The sequence below is a fragment of the Nonomuraea sp. NPDC003754 genome, from assembly GCF_053605785.1.
Map to the genome: position 1 here is coordinate 153332 of NZ_JBSGJX010000009.1, position 17612 is coordinate 170943.

At 71.0% G+C, this 17612-nt stretch carries 16 protein-coding genes; 6 read left to right on the forward strand and 10 right to left on the reverse strand.

Annotated features, from left to right (window positions below; all coding sequences use genetic code 11):
• Positions 1 to 51 precede the first annotated feature (51 nt).
• Positions 52 to 396 carry a helix-turn-helix transcriptional regulator gene (locus ACWEVS_RS14400; protein WP_449925993.1) on the forward strand — a complete coding sequence of 115 codons (345 nt, stop codon included), beginning with the start codon at positions 52 to 54 and terminating at the stop codon, positions 394 to 396.
• A gap of 7 nt (positions 397 to 403) precedes the next feature.
• Here ACWEVS_RS14400 and ACWEVS_RS14405 read toward each other — a convergent pair whose 3' ends face one another.
• Positions 404 to 1072 carry a permease prefix domain 1-containing protein gene (locus ACWEVS_RS14405; RefSeq protein ID WP_354912490.1) on the reverse strand — a complete coding sequence of 223 codons (669 nt, stop codon included), beginning with the start codon at positions 1070 to 1072 and terminating at the stop codon, positions 404 to 406.
• Positions 1073 to 1139: 67 nt separating this feature from the next.
• The gene (locus ACWEVS_RS14410; protein WP_449925989.1) at positions 1140 to 2525 is read right to left on the reverse strand and encodes a pentapeptide repeat-containing protein; all 1386 of its coding nucleotides are present in this window, start codon (positions 2523 to 2525) and stop codon (positions 1140 to 1142) included.
• 124 nt (positions 2526 to 2649) lie between these two features.
• On the opposite strand from ACWEVS_RS14410, the gene ACWEVS_RS14415 reads away from it, so the two are divergent.
• The 5 genes from ACWEVS_RS14415 to ACWEVS_RS14435 all read left to right on the forward strand — a co-directional run bounded on the left by ACWEVS_RS14415 (position 2650) and on the right by ACWEVS_RS14435 (position 7690).
• Positions 2650 to 5004 carry an ExeM/NucH family extracellular endonuclease gene (locus ACWEVS_RS14415; protein ID WP_452551811.1) on the forward strand — a complete coding sequence of 785 codons (2355 nt, stop codon included), beginning with the start codon at positions 2650 to 2652 and terminating at the stop codon, positions 5002 to 5004.
• Between the two features lie 161 nt (positions 5005 to 5165).
• Positions 5166 to 5780 (forward strand): hypothetical protein, encoded by a 615-nt coding sequence (locus ACWEVS_RS14420; protein WP_452416714.1) that lies wholly within the window; start codon positions 5166 to 5168, stop codon positions 5778 to 5780.
• Positions 5777 to 6079 (forward strand): transcriptional regulator, encoded by a 303-nt coding sequence (locus ACWEVS_RS14425; protein ID WP_452551813.1) that lies wholly within the window; start codon positions 5777 to 5779, stop codon positions 6077 to 6079. Before ACWEVS_RS14420 ends, ACWEVS_RS14425 begins: the two co-directional genes overlap by 4 nt.
• On the forward strand, positions 6076 to 6957 hold the full coding sequence (locus ACWEVS_RS14430; RefSeq protein WP_354920776.1) for an ABC transporter ATP-binding protein: 882 nt from the start codon (positions 6076 to 6078) through the stop codon (positions 6955 to 6957). Before ACWEVS_RS14425 ends, ACWEVS_RS14430 begins: the two co-directional genes overlap by 4 nt.
• Positions 6950 to 7690 (forward strand): ABC transporter permease, encoded by a 741-nt coding sequence (locus tag ACWEVS_RS14435; RefSeq protein ID WP_452551815.1) that lies wholly within the window; start codon positions 6950 to 6952, stop codon positions 7688 to 7690. Before ACWEVS_RS14430 ends, ACWEVS_RS14435 begins: the two co-directional genes overlap by 8 nt.
• A 69-nt stretch (positions 7691 to 7759) precedes the next feature.
• Here ACWEVS_RS14435 and ACWEVS_RS14440 read toward each other — a convergent pair whose 3' ends face one another.
• From ACWEVS_RS14440 to lon, 8 genes are all read right to left on the reverse strand, one after another.
• Positions 7760 to 8896 carry a S1C family serine protease gene (locus tag ACWEVS_RS14440; RefSeq protein ID WP_452416775.1) on the reverse strand — a complete coding sequence of 379 codons (1137 nt, stop codon included), beginning with the start codon at positions 8894 to 8896 and terminating at the stop codon, positions 7760 to 7762.
• A gap of 298 nt (positions 8897 to 9194) precedes the next feature.
• The gene (locus ACWEVS_RS14445) at positions 9195 to 10721 is read right to left on the reverse strand and encodes an acyl-CoA synthetase (RefSeq protein WP_452551817.1); all 1527 of its coding nucleotides are present in this window, start codon (positions 10719 to 10721) and stop codon (positions 9195 to 9197) included.
• A 238-nt stretch (positions 10722 to 10959) separates the two neighbouring features.
• Positions 10960 to 11781, reverse strand: a complete 822-nt coding sequence (locus ACWEVS_RS14450) for a MetQ/NlpA family ABC transporter substrate-binding protein (RefSeq protein WP_354920787.1) — start codon at positions 11779 to 11781, stop codon at positions 10960 to 10962.
• Between the two features lie 94 nt (positions 11782 to 11875).
• A complete protein-coding gene (locus ACWEVS_RS14455) occupies positions 11876 to 12532 on the reverse strand; it encodes a methionine ABC transporter permease (protein ID WP_354920790.1) in 657 nt (218 codons plus the stop codon).
• Positions 12529 to 13479: a methionine ABC transporter ATP-binding protein gene (locus ACWEVS_RS14460; RefSeq protein WP_452551820.1), complete on the reverse strand. Its 951-nt coding sequence runs from the start codon at positions 13477 to 13479 to the stop codon at positions 12529 to 12531. Before ACWEVS_RS14460 ends, ACWEVS_RS14455 begins: the two co-directional genes overlap by 4 nt.
• A 236-nt stretch (positions 13480 to 13715) precedes the next feature.
• Complete coding sequence (locus tag ACWEVS_RS14465) at positions 13716 to 13895, reverse strand: hypothetical protein (RefSeq protein ID WP_452551822.1); 180 nt, start codon at positions 13893 to 13895, stop codon at positions 13716 to 13718.
• A gap of 19 nt (positions 13896 to 13914) precedes the next feature.
• Positions 13915 to 15057: a Fic family protein gene (locus ACWEVS_RS14470; RefSeq protein ID WP_452551824.1), complete on the reverse strand. Its 1143-nt coding sequence runs from the start codon at positions 15055 to 15057 to the stop codon at positions 13915 to 13917.
• Between the two features lie 121 nt (positions 15058 to 15178).
• Positions 15179 to 17539: an endopeptidase La gene (lon, locus tag ACWEVS_RS14475; RefSeq protein ID WP_452551825.1), complete on the reverse strand. Its 2361-nt coding sequence runs from the start codon at positions 17537 to 17539 to the stop codon at positions 15179 to 15181.
• Positions 17540 to 17612: the final 73 nt, after the last annotated feature.

Sequence of the window (17612 nt, forward strand, 5' to 3'; positions counted from 1 at the left end):
AGCCTACATGTAGACTGTCTACATGGAGCACGCGGACCTAGGATGGGCGATGTGAATCCCGACGCGCTTCGCGGGCACATGGACGCCCTGCTGCTCTCCGTGCTGGAGGACGAACCGCTGCACGGCTACGCCATCATCGAGGCGTTGACCGCGCGCAGCGGCGGGGCGCTGACCGTGCCGACGGGCACCGTCTATCCCGCGCTGCGCCGGCTGGAGCGCGTCGGCTACCTGGTCAGCGAGTGGGCGACGGTCGGCGGGCGCAAGCGGCGCACCTACCGGCTGACCTCCTCGGGCACCAGGCAGCTGGCGGGCGAGCGGTCGGCATGGCGGGAGTTCACCGGCGTGATCGGCAGCGTGCTCGAGCCGGACGCCAGGCGGCCCGAGGCCGCCGGGTAGGCAGGCGTCAGGCCGGGCGGGTCCGGCGGGTGAGGCGCAGGCAGTGGGCCGCGCCGTAGAGCTGCAGGCCGTTCAGGACCGGCGTGGTCAGCGACAGGATCACGCCGGGCAGGAAGGCGGAGAACCCGGCCGGGCCGCGCGAGCCGTACTGCAGGGCGGCGCTCAGCAGCAGCGTGACGGGCAGCATCGCCCACACCCACAGCGCGAGGATCCTGGTCACCCGCTCGGGCCCGCGGACCCAGCGCGCGCCCCGGGTCAGCGCGAGCAGCGCCAGCCCGCCGAGCACGCCGGTGGCCAGGTGGAAGACGTCGAGTGTCCGGGCCACGGTCAGGAACCACGCGGGCCGGTTGGCCCAGTCGGCGGCGTGCACCGGGAAGAACGCCCAGACCAGGCTCCACATCAGCGTGGTCAGCGGCACGCTGACGAACAGCAGCGCGCCGAGCCTGCGCCCGGCCGTCGCGGTCAGCTCCCGCTGGTAGCCGGGCGCCACCTCCCGCAGCTCGCCGAACTCGGCCACCGCCAGCCGCTCGGCCTCCGGCCGGGCCAGCCCACCGGCCTCGTAGGCCTCGGCGGTGTCGACAAGGCTGTCGCGCGCCTCGAGGACCAGGTCGCGCTTGGCTCCGGAGGGGCCGGCGAGGGCCCGGTGCAGCGCGGCCACGTAGTCGTCGATGAGCACGGTCTCCAGTCTACGAAGGAGCGCGCAGGGCCGTCATCGGGGAAAGCCCTGATTCCCCCGCTCCTGGTCAGTGGTGCACGGATGGCGCGGGGACGGCGGGGCGCGGCGTGGAGGCGCGCCTGGCGGCGTGGGAGGTGCTGGACCACAGCACCGCGCCCGCCGTCACCGCCAGCAGCAGGGCGCTCCAGGCCACCGCCCGGCCGGTGCGCAGGCCGTAGCCGCACAGCAGCCAGTACATCGACAGCCACCAGCGGCGGTTGGCGTGCCGGCGCATCTCCATCGCGCCGAAGGCGAAGTCGGCGGCGGTGCCGTGGTCGTCGGGCGAGTGGCGCAGCTCGTCGTACAGGGTGGCCAGGCCGTCGGGTGTCGGCGGGTCGCCGGGGTCCTGGGACCAGCCACGCCAGCCGTGCTCGTCGGCCAGCGCCCTGCGCCTGGAGAACCAGCGCAGCGGCGGCCAGCGCAGGCTGAAGCGCACCCCGCGGGGGGTGAAGGCGAAGGTGCAGCCCGTCAGCCGCAGCCCCGAAGGGTGCGCGAGGCCCGCGAAGCGGCAGCTCGACAGGTCGAGCTCGAACAGCGACAGATCGGGCGCGACCGCCCCCCGCAGCGAGCTGATCGTGCAGAAGCCCCGCCCGCTCACCGTCGCCGGCCCCCGCAGGACCGCCGCCTCCAGATCGGCGTGGGCGCGCGACAGCCGGACCGCGGTCGTCCCCCTGACCTCGACCTTGCGCAGGTCGACCGAGCAGTCGTGGACGGCCAGGTCGAGCGCGCCGTCCACGCGCGCCCCGGTCGCGGCCAGCCGCCCGGTCGCCGACAGGTAGGCGCCGGAGGCGAAGTGGACCGACTCGAACCCCGCCCGCCCGCGCACCTTCCTGAACGACAGCGTGCGGCCGAACCTGGCGCCCCTGAAGGTGGCCCGCTCGCCGAACTCGGCCCCGTCGAAGGTGGCGAACCCGTCGAACCTGGCGCGCTCGGCCGACAGCCCGCGCGCGAACACCGCCTGGCCGAACAGGGCGTCGCCGGCCACCACCGACCGGTCGAACCCGGCGTGACCGCGCACCCGGGCACCGTGGAAGGTCAGGCGGCGGGCGAACCGTGCCCCGGTGAACGACACGTTGCCGGCGAAGGCGGCGTTGAAGAAGGAGGCGAGCCGGTCGAACCTGGCGCCGTCCAGGGACACGTCGCCCTGGAAGCTCACCTCGGCGAAGCGCGCCTCGCCGGTGAAGCGGGCCAGGTCCATGCGAGCCCTGCCGGGCCTTCCCCCGGCGGCGGCGAGCACCTTGGCCAGCAGCTCGCCGTCGATCGTGGTGCCTCGCAGGTCGAGCAGCCCTCCTGGGCGGATGGCTGCGAGGGCGTCGGCCAGCTGCTCGGGCGACAGGTGGGCCAAGCAGCTGCCGTACGGCTGGCGCGCGACTCCCGTGCACGACGGGGAGCGGGAACACGTGACCCAGTCCATGGCGTGGTCATACCCGGGTTGCTAGGTCATGAGACGACATGGCGCCAGGCACCGTCTGGCAAGGGTCGATGATTTCATCGTTTGGTGGCGGTACGTTACGTTTTCTCCATCTAAAGTGCGGGTCATGCGAGCCTTATCCGCCCTTGTCGCCCTCGGTGTCGCCGCCGCGGGCGTGGCGACCCTCTCGATCGCCCCCGCGTCCGCGGCGCCCGGCCCCGTCGTCATCAGCCAGGTCTACGGTGGCGGGGGCAACTCAGGAGCGACGCTGGCCAACGACTTCGTGGAGCTGTTCAACAGAAGCTCCGCGCCCGTGGCCCTCGACGGCTGGTCGGTGCAGTACACCAGCGCCACCGGCTCCGGCCACTTCGCCGCCAACGTGGCCCCGCTGTCGGGCACGCTGGGCCCTGGCCGGTACTACCTCGTGCAGCTCGCCGCCGGCAGCAACCCGGGGGCGGCACTGCCCACCCCCGACGCCACCGCCACCATCAACGTCGGCTCCGGCGCCGGCAAGGTCGCGCTGGTCCGCTCGGCCACGGGCCTGGCCTGCAACGGCACCCCCACCGCGTGCACGGCCGAGCAGACCGCGCAGATCGCCGACCTGGTCGGCTTCGGCAACGCGAACTTCTTCGAGGGCACGGCCGCCGCGCCCGGCCTGACGAACACCACCGCCGCCCTCCGCAAGACGCACGGCTGCGCCGACACCGACGACAACGCCGCGGACCTGGAGGCCGGCGCACCCGCCCCGCGCAACACCGCGACGGCGGCCGCGCCCTGCGACGGCGGCCAGGAGCCCACGCCGTCGCCGACCCCGACGCCCACACCCACCCCGACGCCCTCTCCCACGGTCGCGCCCTGCGACACGGCCGCGACCCACCAGATCGCCGCCGTCCAGGGCGCGGGCGACGCCAGCCCCCTGGCGGGACAGACCGTGCGGGTCGAAGGCGTCGTGACCGGCGACTTCCAGAAGTCCACCGAGCTGAGCGGCTTCTTCCTGCAGGACCCCACGCCTGACGACGATCCGAAGACCTCCGAGGGCCTGTTCGCCTTCGCCCGCGACACGGTCAAGGACGTCAAGGTCGGCGACAAGGTGCTCGTCACCGGCAAGGTGACCGAGTTCAACGGGTGGACCGAGCTGTCGCCCGTCACCGCGGTCGACGTGTGCGGCACCGGGACGCTTCCCGCGCAGCAGTACCGGCTGCCGAGGGCCGAGGGCGCCACCTTCGAGCCGGTCGAGAACATGCTCGTCACCTTCCCCGAGCCGCTGACCGTCTCCGAGCACTACAACCTCGGCCGCTTCGGCGAGGTCACCGTCTCCTCCGAGGGACGCCTGTACCAGCCGACCGACCGGGCCGGCGTGGACGCGGCGCTCGACGCCCGCCGTACGCTGCTCATCGACGACGGCTCCTCCCGGGAGAACCCGGCCACGATCCCCTACACCAGCCCGCGCGTGGTGCGCACCGGTGACACCGCGATCGGCGTGACCGGCGTGCTCGGCTACGGGTTCGGCTCCTACCGTCTCCAGCCCACCAAGCCGATCAGCTTCCTGCGGACCAACCCGCGCCTGCCCAAGCCGCTGCCGGTCGGCGGCAACGTCAAGGTGGCCAGCCTCAACACGCTGAACTGGTTCACCACGCTGGGCTCGCGCGGCGCGACCACCGCCGAGGAGCAGAAGCGCCAGCTCGACAAGCTGGTGGCCACGCTCCAGGGCCTCGACGCCGACGTGGTCGGCCTCATGGAGGTCGAGAACAACGGCCAGACGGCCCTGCAGGCGCTGGTCGACGCGCTGAACGCCAAGGTGGGCGCCGGCACCTACGCCGCGCTCGCGCACCCGTTCCCCGGGACGGACCTGATCCACGTGGCGATGATCTACAAGCCGGCGCGCGTGGCGCCCGTCGGGGCGGCGCTGTCGTCGCAGGATCCCGTCTTCAGCAGGCCGCCGCTGATCCAGACCTTCCGCCGCGCCGGGGGCGGCCAGCCGTTCACCATGGTCGTCAACCACCTCAAGTCGAAGGGCTCCTGCCCGCCGAGCGGTCCGGACAGCGACCAGGGCGACGGCCAGGGCTGCTGGAACCCGCTGCGGATCAAGCAGGCCGAGGCGGTGCTGGGGCTGCTCTCCTCGCTCGACCTGCCCAACCCGCTGGTGCTGGGCGACCTCAACGCCTACGGCGAGGAGGACCCGATCGACACGCTGGAGGCCGGCGGGCTGACGAGCGTGACCAAGCGGTTCGTGCCGGCGCCGTTCCGCTACAGCTACCTGTTCAACGGGCTGGCCGGTGAGCTCGACCACGCGCTGGTCGGCAAGCAGCTGCTCAAGCGGGTGACGGGCGCGACGATCTGGCACGTCAACTCCGACGAGCCGCGGATCCTCGACTACAACACCGAGTTCAACCCGCCGGGCCTCTACCAGCCCGACGCCTTCCGCTCTTCCGACCACGACCCGCTGGTCATCGGCCTGTCGCTGCCCGGCGGCGGCAGCTAGCCGGACATCGTGGAACCGAGCGGCCTCTCCCTCCGGGGAGGGGCCGCTCCTTCGTTCATGGAACGGCCCCACCCTTCCGAGGTGAGGGCCACGCTTCCGTTTGTGGCGCAATCAGGTTTATGCTGCAAACCAGTTGATGGTTTCGACTGGTTTGGAATGATGTGGACGACGAGGACCTGAGCCCCGCCGAGATGATGCGGCTCATCGAGGAGCAGAGCGCGGCGGCCACGCGCAGGCTGCAGCCCGACCCGCTCCTCCTCTACGCCCCCTGGGGCGTGGCCTGGATGGCCGGCTTCGGCGCCTTCTTCCTGGCCCACGGTCTCGACGGCCGCCCGCTCGCCCCGATCTCCTGGCAGCTCGCACTGGCGGTGCTGATGGGCGGGCAACTGCTGGCCGGAGCGTTCCTGTTCTGGTGTGCCCGCGCCTCCGGCCTGAAGACCCGCGGCGTGACCACCCAGCGCGGGATGATGTACGGCTACGCGTGGTTCGTCGCGATGATGGCGATGGGCCTGATCCTCAGCCGTTTCGCCCCGATGATCCCGCGCGACGAGGTCAGCCTGCTCTACGCCGCGGTCTCGATGCTGGTGGTCGCCACCCTCTACATGGCCGGCGGCGCCGTCTGGCGCGAGTGGCCGATGTTCTTCCTGGGCGTCTGGACCGCGGTCGTCGACGCGGCCGGCGCCGCCCTCGGGCCCGGCTGGCACGCCCTGCTGATCTCGCTGCTGGTCGGCGGCGCGTTCCTGGTCACCGGGATCGTGCTCAGGCGGCGCCGGTGACGCTGCCCGAACTCGATCCCGTCATCCACGCGCAGGCCCGGCTACGCGTGGTGGCCACGCTCAACGCCCTTCCCGAAGGCGACCAGATCGCCTTCCCGAGCCTGAAGGACCTGCTCGCGATGACGGCGGGCAACCTGTCGGTGCATCTGACCAAGCTCGAGGACGCGGGCTACGTCGAGATCACCAAGACGCACAAGGGCCGCACGCCCGTCACCTACGTCGCGCTCACCAGACGCGGACGGCTGGCCTTCGAGGAGTACACCGTCGCCATCCGCACCCTGATCGGAGGAGAAGCATGACCGTCCTGGCCAGAACCATCGGGGTCACCAGACGCTACGGCGAGGTGACCGCGCTCGACGACGTGTCCCTGGAGATCCCCGCAGGCCGGCTCGTCGGCCTGCTCGGCCCGAACGGGGCCGGCAAGTCCACGCTCGTCAACCTCTTCGTCGGCCTGCGCAGACCCACCAAGGGCGTGGTCGAACTGCTCGGCGGCGCCCCCTCCGACCCCCGGGTACGGCAGCGCATGGGCGTGACGCCGCAGGAGACGGGGCTGCCCGAGGCGCTGCGGGTCGGCGAGATCGTCGACTTCGTCTCGGCGCACTTCCCCGAGCGGGCGGGCACGCCGGAGTTATTGGCCAGGTTCGGCCTCGACGACCTCGCCCGGCGACAGGTCGGCGGCCTGTCCGGCGGCCAGAAGCGCCGCCTCGCGGTGGCGCTCGCCTTCGCCGGCAACCCCCGCATCGTCTTCCTCGACGAGCCCACCACGGGCCTCGACGTGGAGGCCCGCAGGTCGCTGTGGGAGGGGATCAGGGCCTTCCACGCGGAGGGCGGCACCGTCGTGCTCACCAGCCACTACCTGGAGGAGGTGGAGGCGCTGGCCGAGCGCGTCGTGGTGATCGGCAAGGGCAGGGTGCTGGCCGACGACACGATGCAGGCCGTGCGCGGCATGGTGGGGGTGCGCAGGGTGTCGCTGTCGGCCCCCGAGCTGCCCGCGCTGCCCGGCGTGGTCGACGCCCAGCGGGTGGGCGACCGGCACGAGCTGCTCACCTCGGACTCCGACCGGCTGGTGCTCGACCTGGTCGCCAGCGGCGTCCCCTTCTCCGGGCTCGAGATCAGCCCGGCCACGCTCGAGGACGCCTTCCTCGCCATCACCTCGAAGGAGGCCGCCGGTGTCTAGCCTGGTCTGGACGCACACCCGCTACCAGTTCCTGGAGCAGCTGAGAGTCCCGATCGCGATCGTGGCGAGCGTCTTCTTCCCCACCATCTCGATGCTGGCCTTCGTCGTGCCGTTCACCGGGGACGACCCGCTGATGGCCACCGTCGGCACGGCGTCGATGACGCTGTTCGCCGTCATGTCGAGCTCGCTGATGGGGCTGGCCATCGGCGTGGCCGACGACCGCGGCAAGCCCTGGGACCCCTACGTGCGCACGCTGCCCGCGGGCCCCTTCCCCCGGTTCGCGGGACGGATGCTGACCTCGCTGGCCATCATGCTGATCGCGGTCGTGCCCGTGGTGCTGGTCGCCGCCTTCCTCACCGAGGCCACGGCCACCCCGCTCCAGCTGCTGTCCGGCCTGGGCGCGTTGATCGTGGGCGCGCTGCCGTTCATGATGCTGGGGCTGCTCGTCGGCTACGCGCTGCCGTCGAAGGCGGCCATCGCGGTCTCGCAGGTGCTGTTCTTCCCGATCGCGATCGGCGGCGGGATGTTCGGCAACCCGCTCGACCCGCCCGCCTTCATCGGGGCGGTCGCGCCGTACCTGCCCAGCAGGGGCGCGATGGAGCTGGTGTGGGCCGCCACGGCGGGTGTGCCGCCCCGGCCGCTGCCGCTGGTCATGCTGGTGGTCTGGACGGTGGCGGGCGCGGCGGCCGCCGTGTGGGCCTACCGCAGGGACGAGGGCCGCAGGTTCCGCTGAACCGCATGGGGGGAGGTGCCGCCGAGTCCGCAGCGATCTCGACGGCACCTCCGTTTCACGAGGGGGGTTCTACTCGCCCGTCTTCTCCGCGAGGGTGACGGTGACCTCCTGGGTCTTTCCGTCCCTCATGTAGCTGATCTTGACCTGCTGGCCCACTTTGAAACCTCTGACCTGTCCCACTACGGTATCTCCCCCGTCAACCGGCGTCTCGCCGATCTTCGTGATCAGGTCGCCCGTCTTCAGCCCGGCCTTGGCGGCGGGGCTTCCCTCCTGCACCTGCCGTACCAGAGCACCCGGCACGTCACCCGAGGCGTCGGTGACGCTGACGCCGAGGTAGGCGTGGCTCACCTTGCCGTTGTCGATGAGCTGCTGGGCCACCTGCTTGGCGGTGTTGATCGGGATGGCGAAGCCCACGCCGATGTTGCCGGTGCCACCGCCCGTGGCGATCGCCGTGTTGATGCCGATCAGCTGGCCTGACGCGTTGACCAGCGCGCCGCCGGAGTTGCCGGGGTTGATGGCGGCGTCGGTCTGGATGGCGCCGCCGATCGTGGTGGTCGAGGACTGCGACTGCTCGCGCTGGTTGCCCCAGCCGGGCGGCAGCTGCTGCCGATCCTGGTCGCCGACCGTGAGCGTGCGGTCCAGCGCGCTGACGATGCCCGCGGTGACCGAGCCGTCCAGGCCGAGCGGGCTGCCGATGGCCAGCACCGCGTCGCCGACCCTGAGCGCGTCGCTGTCGCCGAGGGTGGCCTTGGTCAGGCCCGACACGCCCGTGGCCCTGATGACGGCCAGGTCGGTGGCCGGGTCGGTGCCGACGACCGACGCCTTGGCGGTCCTGCCGTCGCTGAACTTCACCGTCATGGACCCGCCGCCCTGGCCGGCGCCGACCACCACGTGGTTGTTGGTGAGGATCAGGCCGTCCTCCGACAGCACCACGCCGGATCCCTCGCCGGTCTGACCCTGGATCATCACGACCGACGGCTGCACGTTCTGGGCGACGTCGGCCACGGTCATGGCGTTCGACGCCGGCTTGAAGGCCGGGCTGGGCGCGGCCGCCACGCTCGTGGTTCCCCCGCCGCCCAGGGCGCTGACGGTCGCGGCCCCCACCACGCCACCGACCAGCGCCGTCGCCGCCAGGGCGAGTCCGGCGACGGCCTTCTGCCCGGCCGTGAACATCGACTGCCGCTTCGGTACCGAAGGCACCGGCATGATCGTGGTGTCGCCACCCGGCGACGGCGCGCCGTGCTGGAACTCGCCGGCGACCGGAGGCTTGGAACCGAACTGGGTCCAACCCCCACCCACAGTGCCTTCGCCGTGCTCACGAGGCTCGTTCGTGTTCATGTCCATCCCCAAGAAGCCGCTCTGGCGCGCCACTGTGGCGTGCCGTCGTACTTCCAGGGTGCCAATGAGGGTGTAAGCACTGCTTAAGCCGTCGAACAGGGCGTGGCGCACCCCCTGACGCACGCCTTATCAGGCGAGGTCGCGACGGGGGTGCCGGGTCCGGCTCTCATGGAACTTTAAGGTATTCCGCGCGCAGCAGCCGCTTGTAGAGCTTGCCGGTGGGATGGCGCGGCAACTCGTCGCGGAAGTCGATCGACCTGGGGCACTTGTAGTGCGCCAGCCGTGCCCTGCAGTACTCGATCAGCTCGGCCTCCAGCGCCGGGCCCGCCGCGACGTCGTCGGCGGGCTGGACGACGGCCTTGACCTGCTCGCCCATCTCCTCGTCCGGGATCCCGAACACGGCCACGTCGGCGACCTTGGGGTGGAGGGCCAGTACGTTCTCGGCCTCCTGGGGGTAGATGTTCACCCCGCCCGAGATGATCATGTAGGAGCGGCGGTCGGTCAGGTAGAGGAAGCCGTCCGTGTCCAGGTAGCCGATGTCGCCGAGGGTGGTCCAGCCCCTGCCCTGGGGATCCTGCGCGGAGCGGGTCTTGTCGGGGTCGCCGTGGTACTCGAAGCGGGGGCCGTCGGAGAAGTAGACGGTGCCGTGCTCGCCGGGCCCCAGCTCGTTGCCCTCCTCGTCGCAGACGTGCACCACGCCGAGCAGGGCGCGGCCGACCGTGCCCGGGTGGGCCAGCCAGTCGGCGGGTCCGGCGTAGAGGAAGCCGTTGCCCTCGGTTCCGGCGTAGTACTCGTGGATGACCGGCCCCCACCACTCGAGCATCCGCTCCTTGACGGGCACCGGGCACGGCGCCGACGCGTGGATCGCGCACCGGAGCGACGACAGGTCGTGCCCGGCCCTGACCTCGTCGGGCAGCTTGAGCATCTTGATGAACATCGTCGGCACGAGCTGGGTGTGCGTGACCCGGTGGCCTTCGACGAGGGCGAGGTACTCGGCGGGGTCGAAGCGCTCCATGACGACCACCGTCGCGCCCAGGCGCTGGAACTGCAGGCAGTAGCGCAGCGGCGCGGCGTGGTAGAGCGGGGCGGGCGACAGGTAGACGCTGTCGGCCGACGGCGCGAAGAGGAACTGGATGAGCTGCAGCAGCGGCCCCGGCCTGTCGAGCGGCGCCTGCGAGAGCGTCGGCTTGACGCCCTTGGGCCGGCCCGTGGTGCCCGAGGAGTAGAGCATGTCGGCGCCCTGGCACTCGTCGGCGATGGGCGTCGTCGGATGGACCGCGACGGCCTCCTCGTAGGAGACGAAACCGTCGGCCACCCCGTCGATCATGAGCCTGAGCTCCACGCCGGGAGCCTCGATCGCGCCCGCCACGCCGGCGAGCCGCGCCGAGGAGATGAAGACCCTGGCCTCGCAGTTGTCGACGATGTAGGACAGTTCCTCGCTCTGCAGGCGGGAGCTGACGGCGGTGTAGTAGAGCCCTGAGCGGTGCGCGGCCCAGGCGATGACCAGGAAAAGAGGATGGTTCTCGAGCATGAAGGCGATGTGGTCGCCCGGCTTGAGCCCGGCGGAGCGGAACAGGTGCGCGAGCCTGTTCGACTCCTCCTCGAGCCGGCGGTAGGTGACGACCTCCCCGGAGCCCGCCATGATCACAGCGGGCTTGTCGGGGGTGACTGCTGCGATGGCTCCCGGATACATGACCAGAACAGTATTCGGTCACCACTTCCCTCGGAAGGCCCCGCAAGGCCCCGCGGGCGAGGCCCGGCCTGCCGCTCACGTCCCGTTCCGGAAACGCCGAGACCGTGATCCCGCGTGCGGGATCACGGTCTCGCGGTGGAGGTCACGCCGACCCGAACGGAAGCCGTCCGGGGGCGAAGCCGGCCGGGGTCGAAGCCGTCCGGCCCGCCGCGGCGACCGGGGCGCCGGTCAGGACGGTTCAGGCGGGGATGACCGCGCCCTTGTAGGTGTCCTGGATGTACTTCTTGACCTCGGGGCTCTGCAGCAGCTTGGCCAGCTTCTGCACCCGCGGGTCGCTCTGCTTGCCCTCCTGCACGACCAGACCGTTGGCGTACGGGTTGCCCTCCGCCTTCTCCGCGACGAGCGCGTCGGTGGCCGGGTTGAGCTTGGCCTCCAGGGCGTAGTTGCCGTTGATGACCGCGGCGTCGACGTCGGCGAGCGAGCGCGGCAGCTGGGCGGCGTCGAGCGCCTTGAAGGTGATGTTCTTCGGGTTGGCGGTGACGTCGCGCTCGGTGGCCGCGGTGCCGACGCCGTCCTTCAGGGTGATGACGCCGTTGTCGGCCAGCAGCTTCAGCGCGCGGCCGAGGTTGGTGGCGTCGTTGGGCACCGCCACGGTGGCGCCGGAGGGAAGGGCGGCCACGTCCTTCACCTTGCTGGAGTAGAGGCCGAGCGGCTCCAGGTGCACGTTCTGCACCCAGGTGAGCTTGGCGCCCTTCTCCTTGTTGTAGTCGGCGAGGTACGGCTGGTGCTGGAAGTAGTTGGCGTCCAGCTGGCCCTCCTGGAGCTGCGGGTTCAGCGGCACGTAGTCGCTGAACTCGACGATCTCCAGCTTGAGGCCCTCCTTGGCGGCCAGGTTGTCCGAGATGTACTTGAGGATCTCGGCGTGCGGCGTGGGGGTGGCGCCGACCTTGAGGGTGTCGCTGGGCGCGCCGGAGGCCGACGAGCCGGCCGCGGACGACCCGCAGGCGGCCAGCGTCACGGCCAGGACGGCGGCGGTCACGAGACCGAACAACTTGCGCACGGCTGTGCTCCTTGTCTGGGTATGAGGAAGCGTCTGGGTATGAGGAAGCAGGACCCGCTCGTGGCGGACCCGGGCGGAAAAGGGGTGGGAGTGTCTAGCGCTTGGCCAGACGGTCGGCGAGCGCGTCGCCGAGGGTCTGGGCCAGCTGGACGAGGACGATGATGACCACACAGGTGGCGATCATGAGCGGCGTCTCGAACCGCTGGTAGCCGTACCTGATGGCCAGGTCACCCAGGCCGCCCGCGCCGATGACGCCCGCCATCGCGGAGTAGGACACGAGCGTGATGACGGTGACCGTGATGCCCGCCACCAGCGCCGACCTGGCCTCCGGCAGCAGCACCTTGGCCACGATCGACGTACGGCTGACGCCCATGGCGTGCGCGGCCTGCACGACGTCGGGGCTGACGCCGCGCAGCGCGATCTCCACCAGCCGGGCGAAGAACGGCACGGCGCCGATGGTCAGCGGCACGATGGCCGCGTACAGGCCGATCGTGGTGCCGACCAGCAGCCGGGTGAAGGGGATCACCGCGATCATCAGGATGATGAACGGCAGCGACCTGCCGATGTTGACGATCAGGCTGAGCAGCTGGTTGGCCACCCGCGAGGGGAACAGGCCGGCACGTGAGGTGCCGACGAGGGCGACGCCGAGCGGCAGCCCGAACACGACGGTGAACAGCGTGGACCAGAACACCATCTGGACCGTCTCCCACGTCGCCTGCCCGAGGAGCGGGACCATCTCTTCCCAGGTCACGCGGCCACCTCCACGATCAGGCCGCGCTCACGCAGGTACGCGAGGGCGGCCGAGGTGTCGGCCCCGTCCAGCGAGACGCGCAGGCGGCCGACCGAGCCGCCGGCGACCTCCTCCAGCGCGCCGCCGAGGATGCTGACGTCCACGTCGAACTTGCGCACGACCGTCGAGATGACCGGCTCGTCCGCCGCTCCGGTGAACGTGATCGTGACGTTGCCCGCCTCGGGAGCGGGCAGCGGGAACAGCTCGGCCGCCAGCCTGGACCCGGGCGTGGTCAGCAGCTGCCTGATCGGCCCCGACTCCAGGATCGCCCCGCCGGCCATGATGGCCACCGAGTCGCAGATGCTCTTGACGACGTTCATCTCGTGCGTGATGAGCAGGATCGTCAGCCCGAGCTCGGCGTTGAGCCGCTTGAGCAGGGCCAGGATGGAGGAGGTCGTGGCGGGGTCGAGCGCCGAGGTGGCCTCGTCGGCCAGCAGCACCTTGGGGTTGCCGGCCAGCGCCCTGGCGATGCCCACCCGCTGCTTCTGCCCGCCGGACAGCTGCGAGGGGCGCGCGTCGGCCTTGTCGGCGATGCCGACGAGCTCCAGCAGTTCGGCGACCCTGGCCGACCGCTCGGCCCGGCCCACGCCCATGACCTCGAGGGGGAAGGCGACGTTGCCCGCGACCGTGCGCGAGGACAGCAGCGCGAAATGCTGGTGGATCATGCCGATGTGCTGCCGGGCGGCGCGCAGGTCGCGCTCGCCCAGCGTGGTCAGCTCCTGCCCGGCGACCGCGACGGTGCCCCGGTCCGGGCGCTCGAGGAGGTTGACGCAGCGCAGCAGTGTGCTCTTGCCCGCGCCGCTCTGGCCGAGCACGCCGAAGATCTCACCCTGGCGCACGTGCAGGTCGACACCGTCCAGCGCGACGGTGTCACCGTACGTCTTGCGCAGGCCTGCAGCCTGGATCACGAAATTTCCCCACAACGGATTCGGTAACGGAAGGTCAGCGTCGGGGGAGACGTCAGCGGCTGCCGGGGTGGAACGGCAGGTGACTCAGGCGGCGCAGCACGAAGCTGGGTCGGATCATCGGGGCATACCTTTGAACGAGAGGGGGCGGAAGGGTGCGCTCTAGCGGGCCGGACAGCCCATACACATGCGCATTCGCATCTCGTTCACGCTCTGGCCAACGATCGCCCGGTACGGGCCTATTCCCTGCCGCCGATGTGAAGTGGCTCACGGTCGCGCCGCCCGGCCTGGCCCAGCAGTCCCGGGATGTTGGTGCGGTCGACGTAGCAGACGACGTAGGCGGCGACGATCAACGGCAGGATCCTGCGGCGCACCTTGCCCAGCGCCACGTCCAGGGGCGGCCTCACTGTCGGCATCACGGGCAGTGACCGTATCCTGTCAGGCGCCCCCGACACGCCGGTAGGGGTCTTTGAGGGGAGTCATCCGGTCGGCGAAGTCCGCCTTGATACGCGCCATGCGCGGTCCCGGGGCGTAGAACCGTCCCTTGGTCGCCCCGTACGGCTTGAGCCACCCCTTCGCGGCGAGATCGCGCAGGTCACGAGCGGCCTGCCCCTGGCTGAGCTCCTCGTCGAGCTGGTAGCGGGTACGGCGCAGGCGCCGGTTCACGAACACCTCGTAGAGCGCGGAGACGCACCTGGTGTTGAGGCCGTCGGCGTCGACCTGCTCCTCCAGCAGCACCCAGATCTCCCCGGCCTCCGCCAGCCGCCTGCCGACCTGCTGCGCCTGCAGGTGGTGCGCGCGAAGGCAGAACCGCACCCACGGCAGGGTCCCGTCGTGCGGTCGCCACAACCCGCCTTGCACCTGCCTGAGCGCACGGTAGTAGTCGACGGTGTTCTCACCGGTCCCGAGCCACTCCTCGATCGAGGAGAACTCGGGGGTGAGGATCCTGTCTCTGCCGAGGACCAGAGTCTGCAGCGCTCGCGACATCCGGCCGTTCCCGTCGCGCCACGGGTGAATGGCCACGAGGTTGAAGTGCGCCATGGCGGCCCGGACGTAGCTCGGCGCGTCCAAATCGCCCGCGTTGAGCCAGCCCACGAGCTGGTCAAGCAGATCGCCGACATGCTCGGCATCAGGGCCCTCGTAGACGACCTCCCCTGTGGCGGAGTTGCGGACATAGATGCCACCCGGACGCGGGACTCCAGGCGTCTTGCCGTGGTGGTGGCCGATCATCATGAAGTTGAGCGCGTTGAGGACACCGACGTCGAAGCGGAAGGCGGGCGCGTCCGACAACAGCTGGATGTAGGTGAGCGCCTGCTGGTAACCGGCGATCTCGCGAGCCACCGAACCCGGCGTCTCCAGCGGCTCCTCCCCCGCCATGATGGACTCGATGTCCTCGACACTGGCCCGATATCCCTCGATCGAGTTGGATCCCTGGATCGCGCGAGCCTGGAGCTGCCTGCGCAGCTGCCCGTCCCACCGATGTGAGACGGCGAGGCGGTATTTCAGGTCACGCCGCATGTCCTCGATCTCGGCCAGGACCTTTTCGTCCTGCGCCTCCAGGGCGGGAAGTCCGTAGAGCATGACCTCATAAGACCATGCACGAATCATCCATTCAACCGCTTGAATGATTTGTCCATTAAGTCCCTAGGGAACGGCGAAGCCGCCCCGCCGTACGGACGGTGGGGCGGCTTCGGGTGGGAGGTCAGGCCGCGGCGGTCTGGGCCACCTTGGCCGGGGTGAGGGCGATGTCGAGCACCTCACGCACGTCGCCGACCGCGTGGATGGTCAGCTCGTCGCGCACCTCCTTGGGCAGGTCGTCCAGGTCGGGCTCGTTGCGGGCCGGGATGAGGACGGTGGTGATGCCCGCCCGGTGCGCCGCCAGCAGCTTCTGCTTGACGCCGCCGATGGGCAGCACCCGCCCGGTGAGCGAGATCTCCCCTGTCATCGCCACGTCGTTGCGGACCAGCCGTCCCGACAGCAGCGAGGCCAGCGCCGTGGTGAGCGTGACGCCCGCCGACGGCCCGTCCTTGGGGACGGCGCCCGCGGGGAAGTGCACGTGCACCGAGCGGTCCTTCAGCGCGGTGACCGGCAGCTCCAGCTCCGCGCCGTGGGAGCGCAGGTAGGACAGCGCGATCCGCGCCGACTCCTTCATCACGTCGCCGAGCTGGCCGGTGAGGGTCAGCCCCGTGTCGCCGGTCTCGGGGTCGGCCAGCGACGCCTCGACGTAGAGGACGTCGCCGCCCGCACCGGTGACGGCCAGGCCGGTGGCCACGCCGGGCACCGAGGTGCGCTGCTTGGACTCGGGCAGCGACGCCTCGGGGACGAAGCGCGGCCTGCCCAGGTACTCGACCAGGTCGTCCGCGGTCACCGTGGCGGGCAGCTCGTCCTTGGCCGTGACCTTGCGCAGGATCCTGGCGATCGAGCGCTCGAGGGAGCGGACGCCGGCCTCGCGGGTGTACTCGGCGGCCAGCCTGCGCAGCGCCGCCTCCTCCACCGTGACCTCCTCGGCGGTCAGCCCCGCCAGCTCCAGCTGCTTGGGCAGCAGGTGGTCGCGGGCGATGGCCACCTTCTCGTCCTCGGTGTAGCCGTCGAGGGTGACGATCTCCATGCGGTCGAGCAGCGGCCCGGGGATGGCCTCCAGGACGTTGGCCGTGGCCAGGAAGAGCACGTCCGACAGGTCGAGCTCGACCTCCAGGTAGTGGTCGCGGAAGGTGTGGTTCTGCGCCGGGTCGAGCACCTCGAGCAGGGCGGCGGTCGGGTCGCCCCGGTAGTCGGCGCCGACCTTGTCGATCTCGTCGAGCAGCACGACGGGGTTCATCGAGCCCGCCTCGCGGATGGCGCGGACGATGCGGCCGGGCAGCGCGCCGACGTAGGTGCGCCGGTGGCCGCGGATCTCGGCCTCGTCACGGACGCCGCCGAGGGCGACGCGGACGAACTTCCTGCCCATGGCGCGCGCCACGGACTCGCCCAGCGACGTCTTACCGACCCCGGGAGGACCGGCGAGGGCGAGAACGGCGCCGCTGCGGCGGCCGCCCACCACGCCGAGGCCCTTGTCCTGGCGGCGCTTGCGCACGGCCAGGTACTCGATGATGCGGTCCTTGACGTCGTCGAGGCCGGTGTGGTCGGCGTCGAGCACGGCTCGGGCGCCGGCGATGTCGTAGGTGTCGTCGCTCGTGGTGTTCCACGGGATGTCGAGGACGGTGTCCAGCCAGGTGCGGATCCAGCCGGTCTCGGGCGACTGGTCGGAGGTGCGCTCCAGCTTGTCGACCTCCTTGAGCGCCGCCTCGCGCACCTTCTCGGGCAGGTCTGCCGCCTCCACGCGAGCGCGGTAGTCCTCCTCCTCGGTCTCGGCGGTGTCGCCGTTGAGCTCCTTCAGCTCCTTGCGGACCGCGGCGAGCTGCTGACGGAGCAGGAACTCGCGCTGCTGCTTCTCCATGCCCTCCTGGACGTCCTTGCGGATCGTCTCGGCCACGTCGAGCTCGGCCAGGTGCTCGCGCGACCACTCGACCAGCTTGGCCAGGCGGTCGGCGGGGTCGGGCGCCTCCAGCAGCTCGACCTTCTGGGCCGTGCTCAGCCAGGGGGTGTAGCCGGAGCTGTCGGCCAGGACGGAGGGGTCGTCGATCTGGTTGACCTGGTCGACCACCTGCCACGCGCCGCGCTTCTGCAGGATGGTCGTGGCCAGCGCCTTGTACTCCTTGGCCAGCTCCTGCGCCCGCTCGCCCGCCGGCACCCGGTCGACGGTGTGGACCTCCACCCACAGGGCCGCACCGGGGCCGGTCGTGCCCTTGCCGACGCGCGCCCGGTTGACGCCGCGCACGACGGCGGCCGGCTCGCCGCCGGGAAGCCGGCCGACCTGCTCGACCACGGCCTGCACGCCGACGGCCCCGTAACGGCCGTCGATCCTGGGAACGAGGAGGACGCGCGGCTTGTTGAGACCAGAAGCCTGAGCCGCGTCGATCGCAGCCCGAACCTCCGCGGAGGACAGGTCCAGAGGGACCACCATGCCCGGCAGGACCACCTCGTCGTCGAGCGGCAGGACCGGGAGGATCAAGCTCTCACTCATCTGAACTCCAATGGGGTTGAGTTATACACACTCAATTCATCGGAGCCCGCCGATGTTCCCTTCCTTGATGATG

Excerpts from the sequence above, each read along its gene's own strand:
- ACWEVS_RS14410 (WP_449925989.1), bottom strand. The coding sequence starts at position 2,525 with ATGGACTGGGTCACGTGTTCCCGCTCCCCGTCGTGCACGGGAGTCGCG.
- ACWEVS_RS14415 (WP_452551811.1), top strand. The coding sequence starts at position 2,650 with ATGCGAGCCTTATCCGCCCTTGTCGCCCTCGGTGTCGCCGCCGCGGGC.
- ACWEVS_RS14430 (WP_354920776.1), top strand. The coding sequence starts at position 6,076 with ATGACCGTCCTGGCCAGAACCATCGGGGTCACCAGACGCTACGGCGAG.
- ACWEVS_RS14440 (WP_452416775.1), bottom strand. The coding sequence starts at position 8,896 with ATGCCGGTGCCTTCGGTACCGAAGCGGCAGTCGATGTTCACGGCCGGG.
- ACWEVS_RS14445 (WP_452551817.1), bottom strand. The coding sequence starts at position 10,721 with ATGTATCCGGGAGCCATCGCAGCAGTCACCCCCGACAAGCCCGCTGTG.
- ACWEVS_RS14470 (WP_452551824.1), bottom strand. The coding sequence starts at position 15,057 with ATGCTCTACGGACTTCCCGCCCTGGAGGCGCAGGACGAAAAGGTCCTG.
- lon (WP_452551825.1), bottom strand. The coding sequence starts at position 17,539 with ATGAGTGAGAGCTTGATCCTCCCGGTCCTGCCGCTCGACGACGAGGTG.